Source organism: Chitinophagales bacterium (genome assembly GCA_019638515.1).
GTDB lineage: Bacteria > Bacteroidota > Bacteroidia > Chitinophagales > LD1 > UBA7692.
Genome location: JAHBTS010000004.1, coordinates 82560 through 105277, shown reverse-complemented (window position 1 = coordinate 105277; position 22718 = coordinate 82560). Strand labels below are relative to the sequence as shown.

16 protein-coding genes are annotated in these 22718 nt (G+C 40.3%); 13 read left to right on the top strand and 3 right to left on the bottom strand.

The window, feature by feature from the left end; translation table 11 throughout:
- Nucleotides 1-195 precede the first annotated feature (195 nt).
- The 6 genes from KF872_08775 to KF872_08750 all read left to right on the top strand — a co-directional run bounded on the left by KF872_08775 (nt 196) and on the right by KF872_08750 (nt 9263).
- Nucleotides 196-2991: a TonB-dependent receptor gene (locus KF872_08775; protein MBX2903640.1), complete on the top strand. Its 2796-nt coding sequence runs from the start codon at nt 196-198 to the stop codon at nt 2989-2991.
- Nucleotides 2992-3171: 180 nt separating this feature from the next.
- Nucleotides 3172-5004: a T9SS type A sorting domain-containing protein gene (locus KF872_08770; protein ID MBX2903639.1), complete on the top strand. Its 1833-nt coding sequence runs from the start codon at nt 3172-3174 to the stop codon at nt 5002-5004.
- Between the two features lie 219 nt (nt 5005-5223).
- Nucleotides 5224-5529 carry a ribosome-associated translation inhibitor RaiA gene (gene raiA / locus KF872_08765; protein ID MBX2903638.1) on the top strand — a complete coding sequence of 102 codons (306 nt, stop codon included), beginning with the start codon at nt 5224-5226 and terminating at the stop codon, nt 5527-5529.
- Between the two features lie 134 nt (nt 5530-5663).
- Nucleotides 5664-7934, top strand: a complete 2271-nt coding sequence (locus KF872_08760) for a hypothetical protein (protein MBX2903637.1) — start codon at nt 5664-5666, stop codon at nt 7932-7934.
- A gap of 7 nt (nt 7935-7941) precedes the next feature.
- Nucleotides 7942-8427, top strand: a complete 486-nt coding sequence (paaJ, locus tag KF872_08755; GenBank protein MBX2903636.1) for a phenylacetate-CoA oxygenase subunit PaaJ — start codon at nt 7942-7944, stop codon at nt 8425-8427.
- Nucleotides 8428-8828: 401 nt separating this feature from the next.
- The gene (locus KF872_08750; GenBank protein ID MBX2903635.1) at nt 8829-9263 is read left to right on the top strand and encodes a hypothetical protein; all 435 of its coding nucleotides are present in this window, start codon (nt 8829-8831) and stop codon (nt 9261-9263) included.
- 62 nt (nt 9264-9325) lie between these two features.
- Here the strand turns inward: KF872_08750 and KF872_08745 are convergent, their stop codons facing one another.
- The 3 genes from KF872_08745 to rpoN all read right to left on the bottom strand — a co-directional run bounded on the left by KF872_08745 (nt 9326) and on the right by rpoN (nt 13221).
- Nucleotides 9326-10273, bottom strand: a complete 948-nt coding sequence (locus KF872_08745) for a phytanoyl-CoA dioxygenase family protein (GenBank protein ID MBX2903634.1) — start codon at nt 10271-10273, stop codon at nt 9326-9328.
- A gap of 4 nt (nt 10274-10277) precedes the next feature.
- On the bottom strand, nt 10278-11642 hold the full coding sequence (locus KF872_08740) for an aldehyde dehydrogenase family protein (protein MBX2903633.1): 1365 nt from the start codon (nt 11640-11642) through the stop codon (nt 10278-10280).
- 85 nt (nt 11643-11727) lie between these two features.
- On the bottom strand, nt 11728-13221 hold the full coding sequence (gene rpoN / locus KF872_08735) for an RNA polymerase factor sigma-54 (GenBank protein ID MBX2903632.1): 1494 nt from the start codon (nt 13219-13221) through the stop codon (nt 11728-11730).
- Between the two features lie 154 nt (nt 13222-13375).
- Here rpoN and KF872_08730 point away from each other — a divergent pair, with 154 nt between their 5' ends.
- The 7 genes from KF872_08730 (at nt 13376) to KF872_08700 (ending at nt 22700) form a co-directional block, all read left to right on the top strand.
- Nucleotides 13376-14197, top strand: a complete 822-nt coding sequence (locus KF872_08730) for a hypothetical protein (GenBank protein ID MBX2903631.1) — start codon at nt 13376-13378, stop codon at nt 14195-14197.
- Nucleotides 14198-14237: 40 nt separating this feature from the next.
- Entirely contained in the window at nt 14238-15614 is a 1377-nt protein-coding gene (gene ftsA, locus KF872_08725; GenBank protein ID MBX2903630.1) for a cell division protein FtsA, read from the top strand.
- 45 nt (nt 15615-15659) lie between these two features.
- A complete protein-coding gene (ftsZ, locus tag KF872_08720) occupies nt 15660-17441 on the top strand; it encodes a cell division protein FtsZ (protein ID MBX2903629.1) in 1782 nt (593 codons plus the stop codon).
- A gap of 78 nt (nt 17442-17519) precedes the next feature.
- A complete protein-coding gene (locus tag KF872_08715) occupies nt 17520-18320 on the top strand; it encodes a pyrroline-5-carboxylate reductase (GenBank protein MBX2903628.1) in 801 nt (266 codons plus the stop codon).
- 97 nt (nt 18321-18417) lie between these two features.
- Complete coding sequence (gene queA / locus KF872_08710; GenBank protein MBX2903627.1) at nt 18418-19467, top strand: tRNA preQ1(34) S-adenosylmethionine ribosyltransferase-isomerase QueA; 1050 nt, start codon at nt 18418-18420, stop codon at nt 19465-19467.
- Nucleotides 19468-19483: 16 nt separating this feature from the next.
- Entirely contained in the window at nt 19484-19894 is a 411-nt protein-coding gene (locus tag KF872_08705) for a hypothetical protein (protein MBX2903626.1), read from the top strand.
- A 100-nt stretch (nt 19895-19994) separates the two neighbouring features.
- Nucleotides 19995-22700 (top strand): tandem-95 repeat protein, encoded by a 2706-nt coding sequence (locus KF872_08700; GenBank protein MBX2903625.1) that lies wholly within the window; start codon nt 19995-19997, stop codon nt 22698-22700.
- The last annotated feature ends 18 nt before the right edge of the window (nt 22701-22718 follow it).

The following is a 22718-nucleotide window of genomic DNA, read 5'->3' as shown; positions in this document are numbered from 1 at the left end:
ACGAGGCGCAAATGTAATGTTCTGCTTTTGAAATACAAAAAATAGGCGATTATTCTTTTTCAAAAGAGAGAAAAAATTCTCTTGTTGGTTATTTTTTAGGAAAAGACACCAACCTAATTCATAACATTCAGTTAATTGTAACAAAACAATTAGAACACAGCCCACACAGATTTTTGCCGCTCAAATTTTAATAGTATGCAAAAATGCTTCTGGCTGGCATTTATTTTTTGTAAAGTTTGGGTGGTAAACGTGTTTTCGCAGGGGGTGCTCTCTGGAGTTATTACAGACAGCAAAACAAATGAGCCGCTTATTGGTGTAGTAGTTAAAATAGAAAACACCACCTTAGGAGCGGTAAGCGGGATAGATGGTAGCTATAAAATAGAAGGAATTTCCATAGGTAAACATACGGTTATGGTTACTTATATTGGATATGCAACCAAAGCAATAAAACAGGTTGAAATTAAAAATGGGCAAACAACAACCATACATGCTCAATTAGAAGAGGCAGCAACACAAATAAAAGAAGTAGATATTGTTGCCACCAAAACAAGAGCCACAGAAAGTGCAGTGGTAGCAGCCATGCGAAAGGAAACAGGAATAGTAAGTGGTATTTCGGCAGCGCAAATTAGCAAGGGGCAAGATCGCAATGCTGCAGAAGTGGTAAAGCGCATTCCCGGGGTTTCTATTCAAGAAGGGCGGTTTGTAAATATTAGAGGATTAAAGGAGCGATACAATTGTGTGTGGATAAACGATGCTGCGGCTCCCAGCTCCGAAACCGATAGGCGTGCTTTTTCTTTCGATATTATTCCGGCAGGTATGTTGGAAAGAATAATGGTGCACAAAACACCTTCACCGGAGTTGCCGGGCGATTTTGCCGGAGGAATGGTTAAAATTTATACCCAGAGTATTCCTGAAAAAAATTCTGTAAGCGCAGGCTATTCAGTTTCTTTTCGCGAAGGCTCAACCTTTAAACCTATATATACAACACAAGGCAGCAAAACAGAATTGCTTGGTTTCGACAATGGCTATAGAGCCATGCCGAGTGGCATACCGGAATATATTTCAAAAAACAGCGAAAATATTACAGCCATTACCAAATCGTTTAAAAACAACTGGGCGCTAAGTCCGGTTAAAGCCATGCCCGATATGCGCGCCAATATTGCATTGCAGGGAGTGTTGCGCAAAAAGGGAGTTACTCTGGGAAGTACCACAGCAATTACATACAGTATTACTGCCAGCAGGTTCAATATCAATAGAGCCGATTACGACTCGGCCACCCAAATTTCTGCTCCAACAGATACCGTGAGCACCAAACAGGTAAATGTGGGTGTAATGCAGAATATGGCACTGCGATTTAAAAACCATCAAATAGATATAAAACTGTTGCTAAACCAAACGGGGAGAGAGCAAAATACCATGCGTGGAAATTTCATTAATGGTATAAACGATAGATTTTTTGCCGAATACTACCAAGCAAGAACAATAGTTACCGGACAGCTTATGGGCAGCCACAAGTTTAGAGAACACAAAACACAATACGAGTGGAGCGGCAGCTATAGTTTTAGCAGCAAAAAAGAGCCGGATTTTAAAAGAATACGCTATTCCATGACTCCCGATAGTTTGTGGAAAGCACCAATTGCCAACGTGGTAGATCCGGTAAATGGCGGGGGAAGATTCTTTTCTGAATTGCGCGAAAATTCATTTTCGTTTAACCAAACCTTGCGCAACGAAATCAATGTAAATGACTATACTTTTCACCTTAGTGTTGGCAATTATGTGGAATACAAATGGCGAACCTTCAGCACACGTATTTTGGGTTATACCATTCAACCGGGAGCCGATGCTTTTTATCTTACACGCCTGCCGCTCGATACTATTTTTAGCCCGGCCAACACAGGCGAAAGCACTAAATTTAAGTTAGATGAAATTACAGGAAAGAGCGATAGGTATAAAGCTCAAAATCTGCAAACGGCAAGCTATGTTTGTGCCAATTTACCTATTGGAAGCAGGGTAAAATTGATAACAGGTTTGCGTTATGAATACAATAAACAATCGCTGCAATCTTTCCTAAACCTAGATAGTATTGGACTTGCAGTGGTAACTCATTTTGTACTGCCATCGGCAAACCTTAGTATCAATGTACACAAAAATATGTTGTTGCGTTTTGTGTATGGCAAAACCGTAAACCGCCCGGAGTTTAGAGAGTGGAGTCCATTTTTCTTTTACGATTTTGAGTTTAATGCAGGTAATTATGGTTCGTTGTTTCCAACAGTGTTTTATCCCAAAGGCGAAGTGTTGAAGGTTGCCCAAATTCACAATGCAGATGTGCGTTTTGAGTGGTATCCCGAACATGGCGACATGATACATGTTGGAGCTTTCTTTAAGCATTTTAAAGATCCTATCCAGCAAGTAATTACTCCTACAGGAGGCAGCGATAGCAAAGGGTTTACATTCATAAATGGTACCAAGGCCATTGTTTATGGCGCAGAATTAGATGTGCGGAAGAATCTGGGTTTTATTACACCCAATTTGCCGCGTGGCATAATGAACCATTTCTCGCTGGTGTTTAATGCGGCATATATTAACTCACACGTAACGCTTCCAAACCTCACCAACTTGGTTAGCACCACAAAATTGCAAGGTCAATCTCCATATATTGTAAATGCAGGCCTTTACTTTCAGCACGATTCGCTTGGCTTGCAGGCTTCGCTGTTGTATAATGTGTATGGTGCACGTGTATATGCTATTGGCAACATAGCCTATGGTAGTATTGGCGAAATGGAAAAACATACGCTTGATTTTTCTGTTTCAAAAACATTCTTTAAGCGATTAACAGTTACATTTTCAATACAAGATTTAATTAACCAAGCCAACCGATTGGTGCTGGATATAGATCGCAACAATAAGTTTGAAAGCAATAGTGCAGATCGCGAAATCATGCACTATAAAAACGGCAGATACTACTCTTTGGGTGTGAAATTTAAGTTGTAGTTTTTTAGAGTTACAAGGCTGTAAGCTACTGCTGCTCTACGATTGCGGCAGTGGCTTTTTTGTTTTTAAAATAAATGCTCTATGAATATAAAATAATAAAAAGGCAATTTTTAGGTAAGAAATTCATAATACAGCCACGGCACCTTTGCAGCGAAAATTTTAAACATAAAAAGGTATTACATGAAAAAATTTAGCACAACAATGTTTGCATTGCTCGCACTGCTAACTGTTTGTAAAACAGTGGTGGCACAAGTAGCTGTAGTAGAAGTTAAAGACAGTATTACAACCAACACACACTGGACTTGCAGCCAGCAATATCTACTGAAAGGATATGTATATGTAACCAACAATGCCACACTAACTATAGATCCGGGTGTAATAATTAAGGGCGATAAAAGCACCAAAGGCACTTTAATTATCGAAAGAGGTTCTAAATTGATGGCTGTTGGCACACCAAGCCAACCGATAGTGTTTACATCTAACCAACCGATTGGCCAGCGTACGTATGGCGATTGGGGCGGTATTATTTTATGCGGAAAAGCACCCATCAATTGGAATGGTGGCGAAGCTCAAGTAGAAGGCGGTTTGCGCTCTTTGTACGGAGGCAACGATCCACACGATAACTCAGGACATTTAAGTTATGTAAGAATTGAATTTCCCGGTATTGCATTTTCTCCCAACAATGAAATCAACGGGCTTACACTTGGTGCAGTAGGCGACAGCACTCGTTTAGACCATATTCAAGTTTCGTACTGCGGAGACGATTCTTACGAATGGTTTGGAGGCACCGTGAACTCTAAATACTTAGTTGCTTACCGCAGTTGGGACGATGATTTTGATGTAGATAACGGATACACCGGACTAAACCAATTTGGCATGAGTTTGCGCGATCCATTTGCTGCCGACCAATCCGGTTCAAAATTTATTGAAAGCGATAGTTACCAAAATGGAACTGTTTCGGGCTTAAATGGAGATACGTCTAAAATTACCAAGTGTGTATTTGCAAACTATACCGCTGCCGGTCCAATAGAAAGCCCAACAGCCACCACCTTCGATCCACAACACACCGCTGCAGTACATACCAGAAGAGGTAGTGCACTAAGTTTATTAAACTCTGTTTTAATGGGCTATCCTGCAGGCATTTTAATAGACGAGTCGCTATCGGGAACCTATGGCTCTACCATAGCTAATTTAGCAAGCGGCATTTCGCAATTTAAAGGTGTTGCCATTGCCGGAACGCCTACTACGGCAGGAAAAAAAGACGTTTTCTTTGTGTACAACGGAGCAAGAAACTTAACACCTACCACCACCTCTGGCGATACTAGCGTTTATTCGTTTGCACCATGGAGCGGTCCGTGGAACTGGTTTCTTTCGCCCGAAAATAAAAATGCCACTTATGCAAATGCCACTTCCGATTTGGGTATTCCTGCTCCATTTAATTTAAGCAGCCCCAATTTTGTGCCCAATGCTACTTCACCTATTTGCCATAATAATCAATACCCGTTTAACCCCAATAATCCCATAAATACCGATACCAGCAATGGTTATAGCAACTATAATGCTCCGGTACTCATTCCTGCACAAAGCAGCAAATTGCAACACCCGTTTTTTGAGCCTACCAATTTTATAGGTGCATTTAGCGGTACACAAACTACTGCCGATAATTGGACTGCGGGCTGGTGCAACTGGAATCCTGTTTATACCAATTACGATGTAGTTTGCTCAGCCAATGCTGTTCAGGAATTTGCACCAGCGCAATTGCAACTAAAAGTAAAGCCTAACCCTGCAACCAACGAAGCTGTAGTGGGTTACAATGTTTCACAACAAACTGATATAGAAATTGCATTATTTGATATTGCCGGAAAGAAGGTACAACAATTGTATTCTGGAGTGGCAGATGCGGGCGAGTTTGCCTTTAGGTTTGCAACCACAGCGTTTGAAAATGGAACATATTTCTTGCGTGTAAGCACCAACTATACGCAGCAAACCATTAAACTGGCAATAGCTAAATAAAGCTGTGTGCTTTATGTTACAGATGCAGCTAAGGACTTTGTTTGCCACAAAATAATTTACAGCGTAGAACGTTTAGAAAGTAGTACAGGTATGCGAAACATTTCCATAAAATTTTCGTTAATCTGTTGTAACACTCAATTGTAACATATACATTTAAAACTGTAACAAGGAGGGAGAATGGCAAACAAATTATTTCATCAATTAAATCCTTAGTTTATCATGAACGTAGTAATTAATCCTGTACATTTTGATGCTTCAAACCAACTGGTTGATTTTATCACCAAAAAACTAGAAAAACTAGAAGTGTTTTTCGATAAAATTATTGAAGCAGAAGTGTTTTTAAAACTTGGAACCAAGCAAAACATAAAAGATAAAATAGTAGAAATAAAACTGATGGTACCGGGCAAAACCCTTTTTGTAAGCGAAATTTCTAAAACGTTTGAAGAAAGCACCGATATAGCAGTAGATACTATTTCTCGTCAATTAAAAAAACACAAACACAAACTCATAGAAAAAAGCAACTAATGCAAATTAAAACACAGTAATCTCCCTCAAAGAAAATCAACAAAAGGCTTGCGCATTGCAGGCCTTTTGTTTTTTAAGGCAACAACATTTCTACTATTGCTTCGTTTCAACCGTCTAATTTCTACTTTTGAGCAATGCAATTTTTTCCACTTCTATTTCTATTGCTTTCCATATCAGCCACAGCCCAACCGTTGGGTACATGGAGGCTTCATTTTCCATATAAAGATGTTACCGGTTTAGAAGATGCCGGAGACCAAGTTTTTGTAAGCAGTACACAATCGCTGTATAGCTACGAAAAAGCATCGGGAGTAATTATTTTTTACGACAAGCAAACAGCATTAAGCGATGTGGGAATAAAGTGTATAGACTATAATCCAACTACCGCCACCCTTGCCATTGCATACAACAATAGTAATATAGACTTACTGGTAAACGCTACAGATGTGTACAACCTTCCCGACCTTAAAAACAAGGTAATTGCAGGAACCAAAAATATCAACGCCATTTGCAATGCAGGACAGCGCATTTACTTCGCAACCGATGTGGGCATCCTTGCCGTTAATCAAGCAAAAAAGGAAATAGCCGAAACCTATATTGTTGGAAAAAATGGAGAAAACGTAATTGTGTACGATGTGGCTATAGGCAACAACAAAATTTTTGCTGCTACAGAACAAGGTATGAAAAGTGCTTCGCTCAGTGCCGCCAATCTTCAAAACTTTAATAGCTGGACCACCTACACACAACAAGATTCGCTACCCGAAAGGAAGTTTGTATTTACCGAGTTTGCCGCAGGTAAATTCTATGGTGTATGCAGCGATACGCTTTTTAGTTTCGATGGCAGTAAATGGAAAAAAACTTTTTTTGATACTGCATTGCATATATTGACAATTGATAGCCGAGGCAGCGATTTGTATGTGATGTGTAACAACAAAATCACCGGAGAAGGCAATGTGCTTCATATAAATGCAGCCGGAACTCAGCAAATAATAGCTCCGGTTTTAGGCAGTCCCGTTCAATATTTTAAAGACGAAAGCGGTATAGTTTGGATGGGTGATGTTTACAATGGTGTGTTTAAAAACGGAGAAAAAATAAGCCCCAACAGCCCTAATTCTTACAGCTCTTTTAATGTAGCCATAGAAGACAATGTTACATGGATTAGCGGTGGTGGAACCGATGGTTCTTGGGGATATACTTACAACACATTGGGCATGTATGTGCTGGAAAACGAAAAATGGAAAAATATAAACGGCTATTCATCTCCGGCACTGGTAAACTTTCCCGACATTGTGAATATAGCAGTATCTAACGATGGTAAAAAAGCCTGGTTGGCATCTAATCGCGAGGGTATGGCAGAGGTAGATTTAAACACCAATACCATTCAGCAATACAATCAAAATAATTCACCTTTAACCGGAGCTTCGGGCGACCCCGCAGTTACGCGCGTTACAGCCATAGCCTTAGATAAATACAGCAATGTTTGGATGGTAAACTCTTATACCAACTTTGGCATTATTGTAAAAAAGGCAACCGGAGAATGGGTGAAATTGCCATATCTTTCTACCGGGCAATTGGTGAAAAAACTCCTTATTACATCCAACGGTTACAAGTGGATGCTCATGCGCCCCGGAATTATCAATGTATATTACGATGGCAGTAACTTAGAAAGCACAGCCGATGATGCCTTCCGCGTATTGGGAACCGGCAAAGGAAACGGAGGATTAAACAATGGCAACGTAAACTGCTTGGTTGAAGACAAAGATGGTGCCGTATGGGTGGGTACCGATGAAGGAATAGAAACATTTTTCTGCGCCCGCAGCGTTTTAAGCCAAGGCGGTTGCGATGCCCAGCGCATTGTGGTGCAGCGCGATGGCTTTAATGGCTACCTATTTGGAACAGAAGTTGTAAAGGCACTTGCAGTAGATGCCGCCAATAGAAAATGGGTAGGCACCAACAATGGCGTTTGGCTTATATCTGCCGATGGCAAACAAGAATTGCTACGGTTTAATGTAGATAATAGCCCACTACCATCTAATTTTATTACCGACATAGCCGTAAACCAACAAACAGGCGAAGTCTTTTTTGCCACAGAGCAAGGAGTGGCAAGCTATTTGGGCGATGCCATCGAGGGTGGCGAAACCTGTAATAAAGCCACTGTATATCCCAATCCCGTGGAAGCTTCTTATTCCGGCTCCATAGCCATTAAAGGCTTGGTAGACGATGCTTTTGTGAAGATTACAGACGCTTCTGGATTATTAGTTCACCAAGGAAAAGCCAACGGAGGGCAAATGATTTGGAACGGAAAAACATATTCGGGCAATAGAGTTGCTACCGGAGTTTACACCGTTTACAGCGCAAACGAATTAGGAAAAGAAAGGTGTGTAGCTAAGATTGTATTAGCAAACTAATTACAGCATGAATGTACTGTCGCAAAAAATTTACGCAGCATTAGAGCAAGTAAAAGATCCTGAAATTCCGGTGCTTTCAGTAGTAGATATGGGAATTATTACCAAAGTAATTGCCGAGAATAATCAATCTGCAACAGTGCACATGACCCCTACTTTTGTAGGCTGTCCGGCTATAGACGTAATGAAAAAAGATATTGAAAAAGCCGTATTACAAGCAGGCTTTGAGCAAGTAGCAATTCTAGTAGATTTTGAAACCCGCTGGACCAGCGACCGCATGAGCATAGAAGCCAAGCAAAAACTCGAAAAATTCGGTATTGCACCTCCCGTACACATTGATGGAGACATAAGTGAAGAAGCGCTTAATAAAGTTAGATGCCCGCATTGTGGCAGCACCGATACTACCTTAAATGCTCCATTTGGTTCCACACTTTGCCGTGCCATTCGTTTTTGCTTTAGCTGCAAACAGGGCTTTGAGCAGTTTAAGCCCATTTAGTTTACCCAATTTTGCGCGTGATAGGTGTACCCAAAGCACGCTTTATTTAATTGTTGCCACAGCCGTTGCAAGCAAAAGCACCTTACTTTTTTGTATTGAAAGTTATCTACGGAAAACAAATAGTAATATCAGAAGCCATCTCCCGCTTTTATAGATAAACACACAAGTATTTTAAATTGTTTATATTCAAAAAGCGTTAAAAAATAATCATGTTGTGTTAAAATAATCGCGTTAAATAATTTTTTAAACCGATTGAAGCATCCGCAAATCGTTGAATAACAACACTTTCAGACTTTAGATAAAAAAAACTACTGTAAATAGCATTGATTTTCAGTTTGTAAGAACAAATTTTCATTTATATTTGCATTGCAATTATTCAAAAAATAAAAAACATAATCACAATGGCTGAAAACAAAACACAAGAAACTTTGCGCAGATTATTCTACGCAAGCGTTGGCTTAGCTACCGAAGCTTCAGAAAAATTTCAAGAGGTAGTAGAAGACCTAGTTGAAAAAGGAAAAGTAAGTGAAAAAGACGGTCAAAAAATCGTAAACGAACTTTTCAAAAAAACAGAAGGTCGCAGAGGTCAAATCGAGCAAAAGTATAACGAAACTGTAAAAAAATTCGTTCGCTTAGGTGCTTCTGAAGTTGAAAAACTTTCAAAGAAAATTGAAAAGTTGGAGAACCAATTAGTTATTAAATCTGCAAAGGCTGCTGCAAAACCAGCTGCTAAGCCTGCAGCAAAAAAAGTTGCTCCTAAAAAAGTAGTAGCAGCTAAGAAAAAAGTAGTAGCAAAACCAACTGTAAAGGCTGCTGCTCCTGCAACCCAAGCATAGTCAAGTTTTTCGTTTGTCCGTTTTATACTAAGACTGCCTTCCTGCAAAGGGGGCAGTTTTTTTTATCCCCAAAGAGCATCTATCATTTTTCTGAATACCGATTTTTCGGTAGTTGCAGCAGGCGCATTTGTTGAAGTAGGAACTTCGAGTGGTGTCATCTCAAAGCCTGCTCCTTCCTTCATTTCTTTTAGTTTGGCATATAACTCTTGTCCACTAAGTTGGGGCAGTTTGTAAGGTAAAGTGCCAATGCTTTTTCCGAGGTAAGGGCGTTTACCAATATCGTTTGCAAAATCCTTAAAACTGATAAGGAAATCGTCATCCATTTCAAATACTTCAAGCTCGTTTTTGTCGGGCACTTTGTAATGAAAATACATTTGTGCGCCTTCGCTTTTAATGCCGGCAGTAATGGCTTTTCGTACTTGGTTACTCATGTTTGGTGGCGAATAATGAATAACGCTTTGGTTTAAAATTACGGCAGTTCCGGCTTTGACTTCCATAGGTAAAAGCTCCTTTACCACCATGGCATCGCTTCCACTAAAAAAGAAAGGCAAGGTGGGTGCACGTACCACATTAAAATTATCGAAATGGCTGCCGGGCAAAATCATAATAGGGCCGTTGTGCAGGCTAACATCGCATAGCGGAACCCAGCAATTGAGTGCTACGTTTTTTTGTTCATCTAGAATTGTCCAATCTTGGTGGGCAGCCAGTTCGCTGTTGGCTCCGGGTACTTTATATAAAAAGGCACCGCCAAAAGGAGTGTAGTTGATAAACAGTTCTTGATAAGCGCGGTTAAAAACCTCAACAATCTTATTGCTGGCAGTTTTTTTGTATTGAACATCGCTGCTGTAACTGCCGCTAAAAAAGCCACTTTGCGATAAGTTGGGATGCAGTTCATCAAAGAGTTTATCTAACGCGGCCACTTCGGCTTCGTTAATAAATGGCAACACAATAAAACCTTGCTTATCGAAAAGTTGCTGATGTGCTTCGTTTTTAAAAATTCGTTTTGCCATAAGTTTATCCTTTTAGGTGGTAGGCCTTTGGTTGGGTAAAGGTGCGTAGCCCAACGTGCGAAAGTGTGCTGCCAAAACCGGAGTGTTTTCTTCCGCTCCAAGGCAGTGCGGCACTTACGCGATCGCAGCAATTCCAATAAGCAGTACCGGAGTTTACTTTCGAAAGAATGTTTTTTGCTCTAGAGGCTTGGTTGCAATATACCGAAGCTGTTAATCCATATTCGGTATCGTTCATTAATGCAATAGCCTCTTCATCGTTGGCTACTTTCGCAATGCCAATAATAGGTCCAAAACTTTCTTCTTGCATTACCAGCATTTGGTTGTTGGTATTGGCAATTACGGTAGGTTCAAAAAAGTTGCCTTTGCCGTTTTTTCTTTTTCCACCAAACACAACCGTAGCTCCTTTGGTTTGGGCATCTTGTATTTGGTTTTCTAATACATTGAGTTGATCTTTTCTAGTAAGTGCCGCCAGGTAAACACCATCTTCGGTAGGTTGCCCTTGTTTCCAACTTTGTACTTCTTTTACAAAGGCTTCAAGGTAAGCATCGTAAACTTTTTCGTGTACATAAATTCTTTCTACCGAGCAGCAGCTTTGTCCGTTGTTGTAGAAAGCTCCATCGGCTGTGGCTGCGGCTGTGGCTGCAATATCGGTAATATCATCGGTTACATAAAGTGGGTCTTTGCCGCCAAGCTCTAAACCAACGGGTACTAATTTAGGCGCTACTTTTTCGTAAATAAATTTGCCTGTTTTGTAGGAGCCTGTAAAAAAGTAGCCATCAAAAGGCATATCGAGGAGGGCTACGCCTACTTCTTTTGCACCAACGGCAACATGAAATGCATCATCGGGCACTCCGGCCTGTTTTAGCAGTTTCTCTATTTCCAAGCCTGTGAGCGTAGCGTATTCAGAGGGTTTGTAAAGGATAGTGTTGCCGGCAAGCAATGCGGGAACAAACACATTCACACCAACTAAGTAAGGATAGTTCCATGCACTGATATTGCACACAACGCCCAAAGGCTCATAGCTTATACTTTCGAGCAGTCCGGTTTCGGAAGTCATTACTTCATCGCTTAAATACTTGGTAGCGTTTTCTGTAAGCCACTTAATGCGGTTGCGCGCACCATTTATTTCGTTGCGCGATTGCTGTAAGGGCTTTCCAACTTCGGCAGTGAGTGTTGCTGCAAGAGGTTCTATATGTTGGTTGAGCAGTTCCGAAAAGTGTTGTAATACTGCAATGCGTTTATCTAAAGGTGTAGCTGCCCATTGTAGTTGTTTACTTTGCAGCAGGCGCAATTTGTGCTCTAATGTTTGGAGGTTATCTTCTGTAATATCCGCAAGAATTGTTTCGGTTGCGGGATTGGTAACTTGCATAAACTTCTTATTGTTTTATTTTGAAATGCTAAGCTAAAAAAAGATTGAAGCAAGCAGATAGAATCCAATGGAATGAAGTGTGTGCTTAAGGCAATTCTTTTCGCAGTCTTGCTACTGGAATATTCATGGCTTCACGATATTTTGCAATGGTTCTGCGGGCAACATTGTAGCCCATTTCGTTTAGCTTTTCTGTAAGTTCTTGATCCGAAATGGGTTCGTTTTTGTTTTCGTTTTCAATAAAGTCGCGCATAATTTTTCGCACCTCGTGTGTGCTTACTTCTTCACCACTATCGGTAGAAAGCGATTCGCTAAAAAAGAATTTGAGGGGAAGTGTGCCAAACTCTGTTTGCACAAATTTGCTGCTCGAAACACGCGAAATGGTGGATATGTCTAAATGTGTAGCGGTGGCAATATCTTTTAAAATCATGGGTTTCAGCTTTGTTTCGTCTCCGCTGATAAAGTATTCGTATTGAAAATGCACAATGGCATTCATGGTCGAAAGCAGGGTGTTTTGCCTTTGTTGCACAGCATCAATAAACCACTTGGCGCTTTCTATTTTCTGTTTAATGAATTGTATGGCATCGCGCTGGGCTTTGGTGCGGCTTTTGCCTTTTTTATATTCGTGCAGCATATCGCGAAACGAACTGCTGATGCGCAACTCAGGTGCATTTTGGCGGTTGAGCATTACGCTTAATTCTCCATTGTTGTTTTGTACAAAAAAATCGGGAATAATGTATTGTCCGCTGTTGTCCTTGGTATCTACTGCATTGCCCGGGCGGGGATTCAGGTGTGTAATTTCGTCTAAAGCATCTTTTAATTTGGTTGGCGAAATATCAAATATCTTCTCTAGTTTTTCGTAATGTTTTTTGGCAAAAATATCAAAGTGGTTTTCAATAACATCAATGGCTATAACAGTGTTTATGCTAGGTTTTTCTTTTCTTTTGAGTTGAATTAGTAAGCATTCGCGCAGGTTTCTGGCACCCACGCCCGATGGTTCTAATTGTTGAATGGCAGAAAGAACTTTTTCAATTTCTTGTGTGGTAGTATATATGTTTTGCGAAAAAGCGAGATCGTCTTCAATGGCCATTAAATCTCTGCGGAGATAACCGTCTTCGTCTATGCTGCCAATAATATGCAGGGCAATGGCGTGCTGCTCTTCTGTAAAGTTGAATAAAGAAAGTTGTTCTTCTAATTGTTGTCGAAAACTATCGGCAACAGCAATAGGAATAGTTTTTTTATCGTCATCGGGATCTGTAAATTCACTGGGGTCGCGGGTTTTATAGTCTGCAACACCTTCATCATCTTCGTTGTAAAACTCCGAAATATCTAACTCATCATCTACTTGTATTTCTTCATTTTCTTCTGTATCGGCAGTGGCTTCTTCGTTGGCAACATCCCCAGATTCGTTTAGTTCAAAATCGGTTTCTTCCAAACCTTCTTCTAGAGCAGGATTTATTTCTAATTCTTCTTTAATGCGCTGCTCTAGTTGTGCTACAGGCAACTGCAACAATTTCATTAGCTGAATTTGTTGCGGACTTAACTTTTGAAGTAACTTTTGCTGTAGCTTTTGGTTCAACATTGCTGGCAAGTTTAGAAAAAGCATATGGAATCAACAAAAGCAGAAATAGCCGGCTTGCTTCGTCCTTATTTTAGCGCACTCTTTTTGTTTTCTTCCACAATGTAGAGAAGTTTTTCTCTGGGCATTTGGTTGAATTTATTCTTTGGCATTCCAAATGCAACGCTGGAAAATTATACTCAAAAAAGTACTGCTCATTACTGCAAGTGTAGTGGGTATTGGTGCTTTTGTAGTGTTGGTTACTTCGGCCGTGCAAAAGCAGCAAACCCTTGTTTGCAGCGGTGTAGATGTACGTATTGATTATGAATCGGGCTTATCTTTTTTGAGCGAAAAAGAAGTAGTAGATAACATACAGCGTGTTTGCAGCGATTCGGTAAAGCATTTAAAAAAGGCTGCAATTAACCTTAAAACATTGGAAGCAGAGGTGGCGTTAATGCCCTTTGTAGATAGTGCAGAGTTGTTTTTTAATCAAGCACAGCAGTTGCAAGTACGCATAAAGCAAAAGCGCCCCATTCTTAGGATAATTAACAGCGATGGTGTGGGTTATTATTTAACCGATAAGAACCAAACCATGCCGCTGTGTTCTACTTTTACCGCACGTGTTCCGTTGGCATTAGGTAAGGTATATTTAAACGAGTCTGTATATCGCGACAGCATAATACAACAAGGACTGTTTGGCTTGGCTACAGCAATACAAAAAGACTCTTTTTTAAATGCCTTTATAGACCAAATAGTGATTGATGAAAATGGAGAGGCAGAGCTAATACCGCTATCGGGCAACCACAGTGTTCTTTTTGGTTTTGCGCATAAAAACGCACAAAAAAAATTGCAACGGTTAAAGACTTTTTACAAAGATGTAATGCCGCGCAAAGGATGGAGTACCTACGCAAAACTAAATGTGAAATTTGAGAACCAAGTGGTGTGTATAAAACGAGAAGCAACTATAGCAGCAGATACCGTTTCGGCAGCTATTAACTAAAAACGAAAAGAGACAAAAGACTATGCAAACAGCAGAAACTATGGAAGGAGTACAAACCAACGAAAATCCAATTGTTGCCAGTTTAGATATTGGCACCACTAAAATAGCATGTATTGTAGCACAGCGCGATCGCTTTGGAAAACTGCGTATTTTAGGAATGGGACGTGCAGATTCTAATGGAGGTGTGCAACGTGGCGAAGTATATAACATACAAACCACCACCGAAGCCATTAAGAAAGCAGTAGAAGAGGCACAAAAAAGTTCCGGGGTAGAAATTAAAGTAGTATATGTTGGTATAGCCGGGCAGCATATTGCCAGCCGCCAAAACCGAGGCATTTATACCCTGCCCAAAGCAGATACAGAAATTACGCATCTGCATGTAAAAGATATGTTAGACGATATGCACAAACTGGCATTAGAGCCGGGAGAGCGTATTATTCACGTATTGCCGCAGGAGTTTGTAGTAGATAATAATATAAAAACTAAGCAGCCAATTGGCATGTATGGTTCACGCTTAGAAGCCGATTTTCATGTTATTACAGGAAAGGTAGCCGCAGCACAAAACATCAAGCGCTGCGTAGAGCGTGCAGGTTTACAAATGTTGGGCTTAGTTTTAGAGCCATTAGCATCGTCTGCATCCGTATTAAAAGCAGAGGAAATGGAAGCCGGAGTTGCATTGGTAGATATTGGCGGTGGTACTACCGACATTGCTATTTTTGAAGACGGTATTATTCGCCACACAGCAGTAATACCATTTGCAGGCGATATAGTTACCCAAGACATTAAAAACGATTGCCAAGTACTACGTTCACAAGCCGAAAAATTGAAAGTACGCTTTGGCTGTGCCATAGCACAAGAAGCGCAGGAGCACGAGGTTATTAAAATACAAGGTATTGCAGGGCACGATATGAAAGAGATTACCATGCGCTCTTTAGCACACATCATACAGTGCCGCATGGAAGAAATCTTTGCAGCCGTGCATTTCGAAATCCGCAATTCCGGTCTTCAAAATAATTTAATAGGAGGCATTGTAGTTACCGGAGGTGGTTCGCAAATGATGCATCTTAAACAATTGGTAGAATACGTAACCGGTTATCCTGCCAGAATTGGTCGCCCAACAGAGCACATTGCAAAAGATACCAAAGACGAACTAAAAAATCCAATGTATGCCACCGGATTAGGGTTGGTATTAAAAGGCTATGAAGCATTGGCGGAAGACGAAGAAAACAAAGCCAACAAAAAGAAAACACCTGCTGTAGTTGTAGAAGAAAATTCTACACCCATTGCCGCACCAATTCAAGAAGAACCTAAAGTACCCAGCCCTCCAAAGCGCAAGGGCGACAAATGGTGGACCAAACTCAACAACGACATAAAAGAGTGGTTTGCCGATACAGACGTAAATAAAGACTTTGACTAAAAAAATAGCATGCAATATCCATTTAATAATCAAAACAAAAGTGTTATGACACCATTTGAATTTGACCTCCCAACAGACCAAAATTCCATTATTAAAGTATTTGGCGTAGGCGGAGGCGGCAGCAATGCCGTAAACCACATGTACGAACAAGGAATAGAGGGCGTAAACTTTGTAGTTTGCAATACCGATGCACAGGCGCTGCACGCCAGTCCGGTGCCCAATAAAATACAGTTAGGACCCGCCCTAACTCAAGGTTTAGGCGCAGGTGCAAACCCAGAAGTAGGCATGCAAGCTTGCGAAGAGAGCATTGAAGAAATACGCAGCCTCTTAGGAAAAAATACCAAGATGGTTTTTATTACCGCAGGTATGGGCGGAGGAACCGGAACAGGAGCTGCTCCTGTGGTTGCCCGCATTGCTCGCGAAATGGGAATTCTTACTGTTGGTATTGTTACCACTCCTTTTTCTTTTGAAGGAAGAAAACGCTATAACCATGCCATGGAAGGCATCAATAAATTGCGCGAACAAGTAGATACCATTCTAGTTATCGGAAACGACAAAATAAGAATGATGTATGGCAACCTTACACAAACAGAGGCATTTTGCCATGCCAACAATATTTTAACTACTGCAGCAAAATCTATCTCAGAAATAATTACCAAACCTGGAATAATAAATGTAGATTTTGCTGATGTGCGTACAGTAATGAGTTGTGGCGGCTCAGCAATTATGGGCAATGCATTTGCAGAGGGCGAAAATCGCGCCAATATTGTTATTCAAACAGCTTTAAGTTCACCATTGTTAAACGACAACGATATTCGCGGAGCTAAAAACGTATTGGTAAATATTGCTTCGGGTGAAGAAGAAGTGCGCATAGATGAAATTGACGCCATCAATGAATTTATACAAGCTGCAACACACGAAACAGATATTATTTTAGGTACCAGCCGCGACATGAGCTTAGGAAATAAACTCATGGTTACCGTAATTGCTACCGGATTCGAAGCCAAAGCAAACGAAACCTACGCCCCGGTTCAAAAGGTAAAAGTATATGATTTAGAAAAGCACACCATTGTGTCCGCTCCTGCTGCTGCCGAACCTCAAGAAAATAAACCAACTACAACCAATCAACCTGTAATTGAAAACGGGAAAGTAATATACTCTTTAGACGAAGAACCAACAGTGCAAGCAGCAACCGAAGCGCCAGTAATAGCTGAAGAAACTACCGTTGTAACCGAAACAGTAGAAGAGGCTGTTAGCCAGTCGGTAGAAGAGTTGGTGGAGGAAGAATTTTACACCATCAGCACTATTCAGCAAGAAGAAGAAAATGGATTCGATTTATTTTCCGGCTTAGAAAGTGCAGTAGAAGAAAACAGCGTTGAGTTTGATATAACATCGGTAAGTCAAGTAGTTCAAGAAAATCTGTTAAATGAAACTACCGAAAGCAACATTTCTGAAGAAAGTACGTCTTTAGATTATCGTTCTGAAACAACTTTAGAAGCGAATGAGGAAAATGCTTTACCAAACGAAGAACCGTTCATTTACCATAGACGCAATAAAGAAAGCGAAAACTTAAATGTAAGAACTGTAGATACGGGATTTGATCTTCGCAAGCAAAGGCTTATGCAACTCAGCAAAACAAACTTTAGAAAGAATACCGCAGAGTTTGAAAAGCCCGCTACACAAAGAGAAACTTTAACAAATAATAATAACAGCATTTCAAAAAGTACCGTATCTTTGTCTTCGTATTCAGTTAGCGATTCAGGCAGCGATTATTCAAACCCTGAGATAAAAAAAGATAACAAATACATACACGATAGATCTTGTTAAACTTTTGTGTGTCATAGTCGGAGCCGGAATTCCAGAAATGGGTTCCGGTTTTTTCTTTCCCAAATTTCAAAATAAATTATGCGAGTACTTATTATTGGTGTAGGCAATATGGGTGCAACCTATGTTCGCTGCTTATTGCACTCCCATTTTACACAGCCCGAAAATCTTTTTCTTTTCGATAAAAAGGAGTTGCAGCAGCACACATTTAAAAACGTGTTGCCACAAAATATTATTAGCGAAGCAGGCACTCAAATTGGCGAAGCCGATATAATTTTATTGGCCGTAAAACCACAAGATTTCGATGCGTTGGCAACTCAAATAGCACCATTTTTACATGCAGAGCAAATAGTGTTGTCTATAATGGCGGGAGTAAAAATGGAGCATATTGCCAAGCGGCTGCACACACACAAAGTAGTGCGTGCTATGCCCAATTTGCCTGCTCAAATAGGCATGGGAATTACAGTTTTTTCATCGAGCAGCGCTTTAGATAAAAAGGAGGTATTTATTATTCAAAACCTGCTAAGCACTACCGGAAAAGCTATTTATGTAGAGAGCGAACAACTCTTAGATGCAGCTACCGCCATTTCGGGCAGCGGACCGGCTTATGTATTTTATTTTATGAACGAAATGATAGCCAAGGCCACAAGTTTAGGCTTCAATAAATCTGAAGCAGAATTAATGGTAATGCAAACATTTTTTGGTGCAGTACACTTGCTTAGCCGCAATGAGTTAAGTTGCGAAGAGTGGATTGCAAAAGTAGCATCAAAAGGAGGAACTACCGAAGCGGCATTAAAATCGTTTAAAGAAACAGACCTTCGGCAATCCATAAACAAAGGCGTGCAAGCAGCTTTTGAAAGAGCAGTAGAGTTAGGAAATTAGCCCAAACACGATAAAAAATGCTCAATACTTTACAACTCATCATTTTGAGTGTATATTCGCGCCCGCTTTTTCAGAGTTCCGTAAAATTCTTTTAACAATGAAATTATCTTCTTTCAACTTTAACCTACCAAAGGATGCTATTGCAGAATACCCTGCAAAAAATCGCGATGAAAGCCGCTTAATGGTAGTAAATCGTCAAACAAAAAAAATTGAACACAAAGTATTTAAAGATGTGTTGAAATATTTTGGTGAAGGCGATGTAATGATTTTAAACAATACCAAAGTATTTCCTGCTCGCCTATATGGTTTAAAGGAAAAAACAGGCGCCAAAATAGAAGTGTTCCTATTGCGCGAGCTAAATCGCGATACTTTTTTGTGGGATGTATTGGTAGATCCCGCCAGAAAAATTAGAGTGGGCAATAAATTGTATTTTGGTGAAAACGATGAGTTGATTGCCGAAGTTGTGGATAATACCACTTCGCGCGGAAGAACCATCCGTTTTTTATTCGAAGGACCCTATGAAAAGTTTAAAAAGATATTGTACGGAATGGGCGAAACGCCACTCCCTAAATATATTAAGCGCAAGCCAGAACCCATGGACGAAGAGCGCTACCAAACCGTGTTTGCAAAAAGCGAAGGCTCGGTAGCAGCACCTACGGCCGGTTTGCACTTTAGCCGCGAACTATTAAAAAAACTCGAAATTAAAGGTGTAAACTTTGCAGAAGTAACATTGCACGTTGGCTTAGGAACTTTCCGTACCATTGATGTAGAAGACCTTTCTAAACACAAAATGGATGCCGAGCAGATAGAGATTTACGACAAGGCCGTAAAAATCGTAAACTCAGCAAAAGCAGATGGAAAGAAAATTTGTGCCGTTGGTACCACTTCTATGCGCACCATAGAAAGTGCAATTACCAGCAATGGAATGTTGAAACCATACGAAGGTTGGACAAACCTATTTGTTCATCCGCCATACAATTTCAATATTGCTAATGCTATGATTACCAATTTCCACTTGCCTAAAAGCAGCCTCTTAATTATGGTGGCAGCCTTTGGCGGTTATGATTTAATAATGAAAGCATATGAGCAAGCCGTTAAAGAAAAATATAAGTTTTTCAGCTATGGTGATTCTATGCTGATTATTTAGTACACTCAACTAAAAAGTGAAAACCCGCTATATACTCTTATCGCTTTTAGTAGCAATGCAGGCTGTTTTTTTGCCGCTTTTGGCTCAACAAAAATCTACTGCATTGCCGCAAAAAATGTTTGTTGCACTGCGCGATTCTACCACCCAAGCCGATGTAGTATATCATTTTCCTGCCACCAACAGCCTTTCTATGGAAGGCAGGAATGTACGCATGTTTAACTCATTTGTAGATACACATTCGGCTACCGATACCATTAAAAAAGCAGATGGTTTTGTAATGTGGCTCATCAATGGTAGAGAATACCTGCAAGGCGATTTTTTTCTCGGAGAAAAAGAGAGTTATTTCAGGTTTAAGAAAGATACACTTCGTTTTGTAAACAAACTTACAGAGCAGGGTGCGCAGTTTCTTAAACAGCAAAAGCGCTGAGTTTTCCACCAAAGGTTTTGAAGGAACTATTTTAAAAGATAGTTTTATTTTGAATGTTTTATCATAAAAGATATTTTTGCCCACATCATCCGAATTAAGTATGCAGAAAACTTTTCATTTATATCTCTGCGCATTTGTAGCCATTTGTTTTTCGTTTCAATCGAATTTGTTTGCACAGTGCGATCAACCTTTAGCCGTTAGCGATTTCTCTAATACCTTACAAGGTACTGCGGTAGTAATAAATGTTCAAAAAAACGATACCACTACCATTTTTGGGCAGCCTGTTTTAAAGCCGCTTACCACACAAATAGTAACGGCTCCGGTAGCAACAGCAGGTACTGCAGTGGTGTTAAACAACGATAGCATTGTGTTTACTCCGGATCCATCTTTTTTAGGAATAGCCACTTTTACTTATCGCGTTTGTAATCAGTGCGGATGCTCTAATCCGGTTACGGTGGTTGTGGTGGTTTCTAACTATTGTGGAGCTCCACTTTTAGGAAACGATAATTTTATAGTTTACAATAATTTCAACAATAAGTTGAATGTATTGGTAAACGATTCTTTTCCTGCAAAAATTCCATTTACAATTACAACTACTCAGCCAACCAATGGCACGGTAACGGTTTCGGGAAATCAACTAAATTACTTCAATAACAATACCAGCACTGGAGTAGATTCCTTTGTTTATTCGGTGTGTTACAATCGTTCACAAGGCGACACTTGCCCGGCTTGCGATACAGCTACTGTTTTGCTAAACACGCTAGGCAATTGTATTGCTCCCGAGGCAAATGATGATAATCTTCAAACCGTACAAGGAAAAAAAGATACCGTTCAAGTTTTGTTGAACGATAACTTAAATCAGTTTACACTCACCGGTTTTTCAATTGTAAAACTGCCCGCAAATGGCGCGGCAAGTATCTTAAATAATCAAATAGTATATCAGGCCAACAATACGTATGTTGGTTTAGATACCATTGTATATAGCTTTTGCACTGCTTGCGGTTGCGATACAGCAATGGTGTTGGTGGGTGTGGCTCCGGTAACCTGCCAAAAGCCCATAGCTGTTTTAGATGTAGCACCAACAGGCTTTGGAGAAACATGTGCTTTTGCTTATCCGGTGCTTAAAAACGATATCAATCCTTTAAACTGTGGTCCGCTAAAACTTACTCAGATTATTAGCCAGCCAACTTCGGGAATAGCAACGGCAGATACGGCAACAGGAATAATTTCTTATACAGGACCGGGCGTTTCGTTAGATACTTTTGTGTTTGTAAAATACGAAGTTTGTAACAATGCCGGTTGCGATACTGCAGATTTGGCATTGTATGTTGGGCCTTATGAATGCAATGCTTATGTGCCAACATTGTTTAACGACCAAGGTACCGTTTGCAACCGCGATACACTATATATAAACGTATTGAACAATGATTTCGATCGCGATTACAACCATACAGTTTCATTAGATAATATAGCCGGGTATGGTGCACATGGCGATGCTTATGTGGTAAGCGACAGTATGGTAATGTTTATACCTAACGATACTACCTATGTAGGAACCGATTTCTTCTTCTATACAGCTTGCGATAATGGCAGTCCAAAATTATGCGATATTGCTAGAGTAGATTTAACTATTTTCTCTTGCTACACACCTCCGGTAATTTCAAACGAAGGAAACCCCGTAGATACCATAAGAGTTACATTTCCGGAAGACAGTAGTGTAGTTTTGTGTTTTAATGTAACCGATGTAAATAACAATAAAACACAGATAGTTTCAATACTTGGAAACATCATAAACGTAACCACAGCCGATACGGTATTAACTACCGATACCACAGTTTGCTTAGATATGGTGCCTCCACCAAATTGGAACGGCACTGATAGTTTTACCGTAGTAGCTTGCGATGAAACCCATTTATGCGATACCGTAATAGTAATTGTAACAGTTACTCCGGTAAGCGATGGAATTATTGCTGTGGACGATACTGTAACCTATACTTCAGGAACGGTGTTGGTAATAAACCAAACTGCAAACGATATTGATGAAGACGGCACCGGATTTTCAACCACAGAAGTATATGATGATGCTTCTGTAAACGGTACTGTTACCTTAAACAGCTCCGGCAACATAGACTATACTCCACGTCCGGCTTATGCAGGAGCAGATACCTTCTTCTACGTTATTTGCCAGCCGGTAACCGTAACTCCACGCAAATGCGATACTGCTACTGTGGTTGTAACCGTTCCGGTAAAAGCCGTAAATGATGAGGGCACTGCAGATAGCGATAAAAACGCAGTAATAGACTTAAAAGCCAACGATGCTTCTGTTCCCGGTTCATATATTTCGCTATGCAGCACACCTAAAAACGGAACCGTAGAAATTACCGATACTTCAGCAGGTATTATTCGCTATGTGCCCAACGCAGGCTACACAGGTAAAGATTCGTTCTGCTATACACTTTGTGGTGTAATAAACGGAAAAGTATATTGCAGCAACGCCACTGTAATTATTCAAGTAACCCCAGCTCCGCTTGTTGAAATTCCAGAAGGGTTTTCACCCAACAGCGATGGCAAGAACGATAAGTTTGTAATTGAAAACATAGACCGGTATCCTAAAGCAGAGTTGATAGTTTTTAACAGATGGGGCGATATTGTATGGCGCAGCCCGGGCGAAGGTTACCATAATGATTTTGATGGCACGTGGGAGCAAAACAACCAACCACTACCCGATGCTACATACTATTATGTGTTGAAGCTGAACGATGGAAAAACAAAAGATATTGTAGGTTTTGTGGTAATAAACAGATAAGATTAAAACAACCGTTCA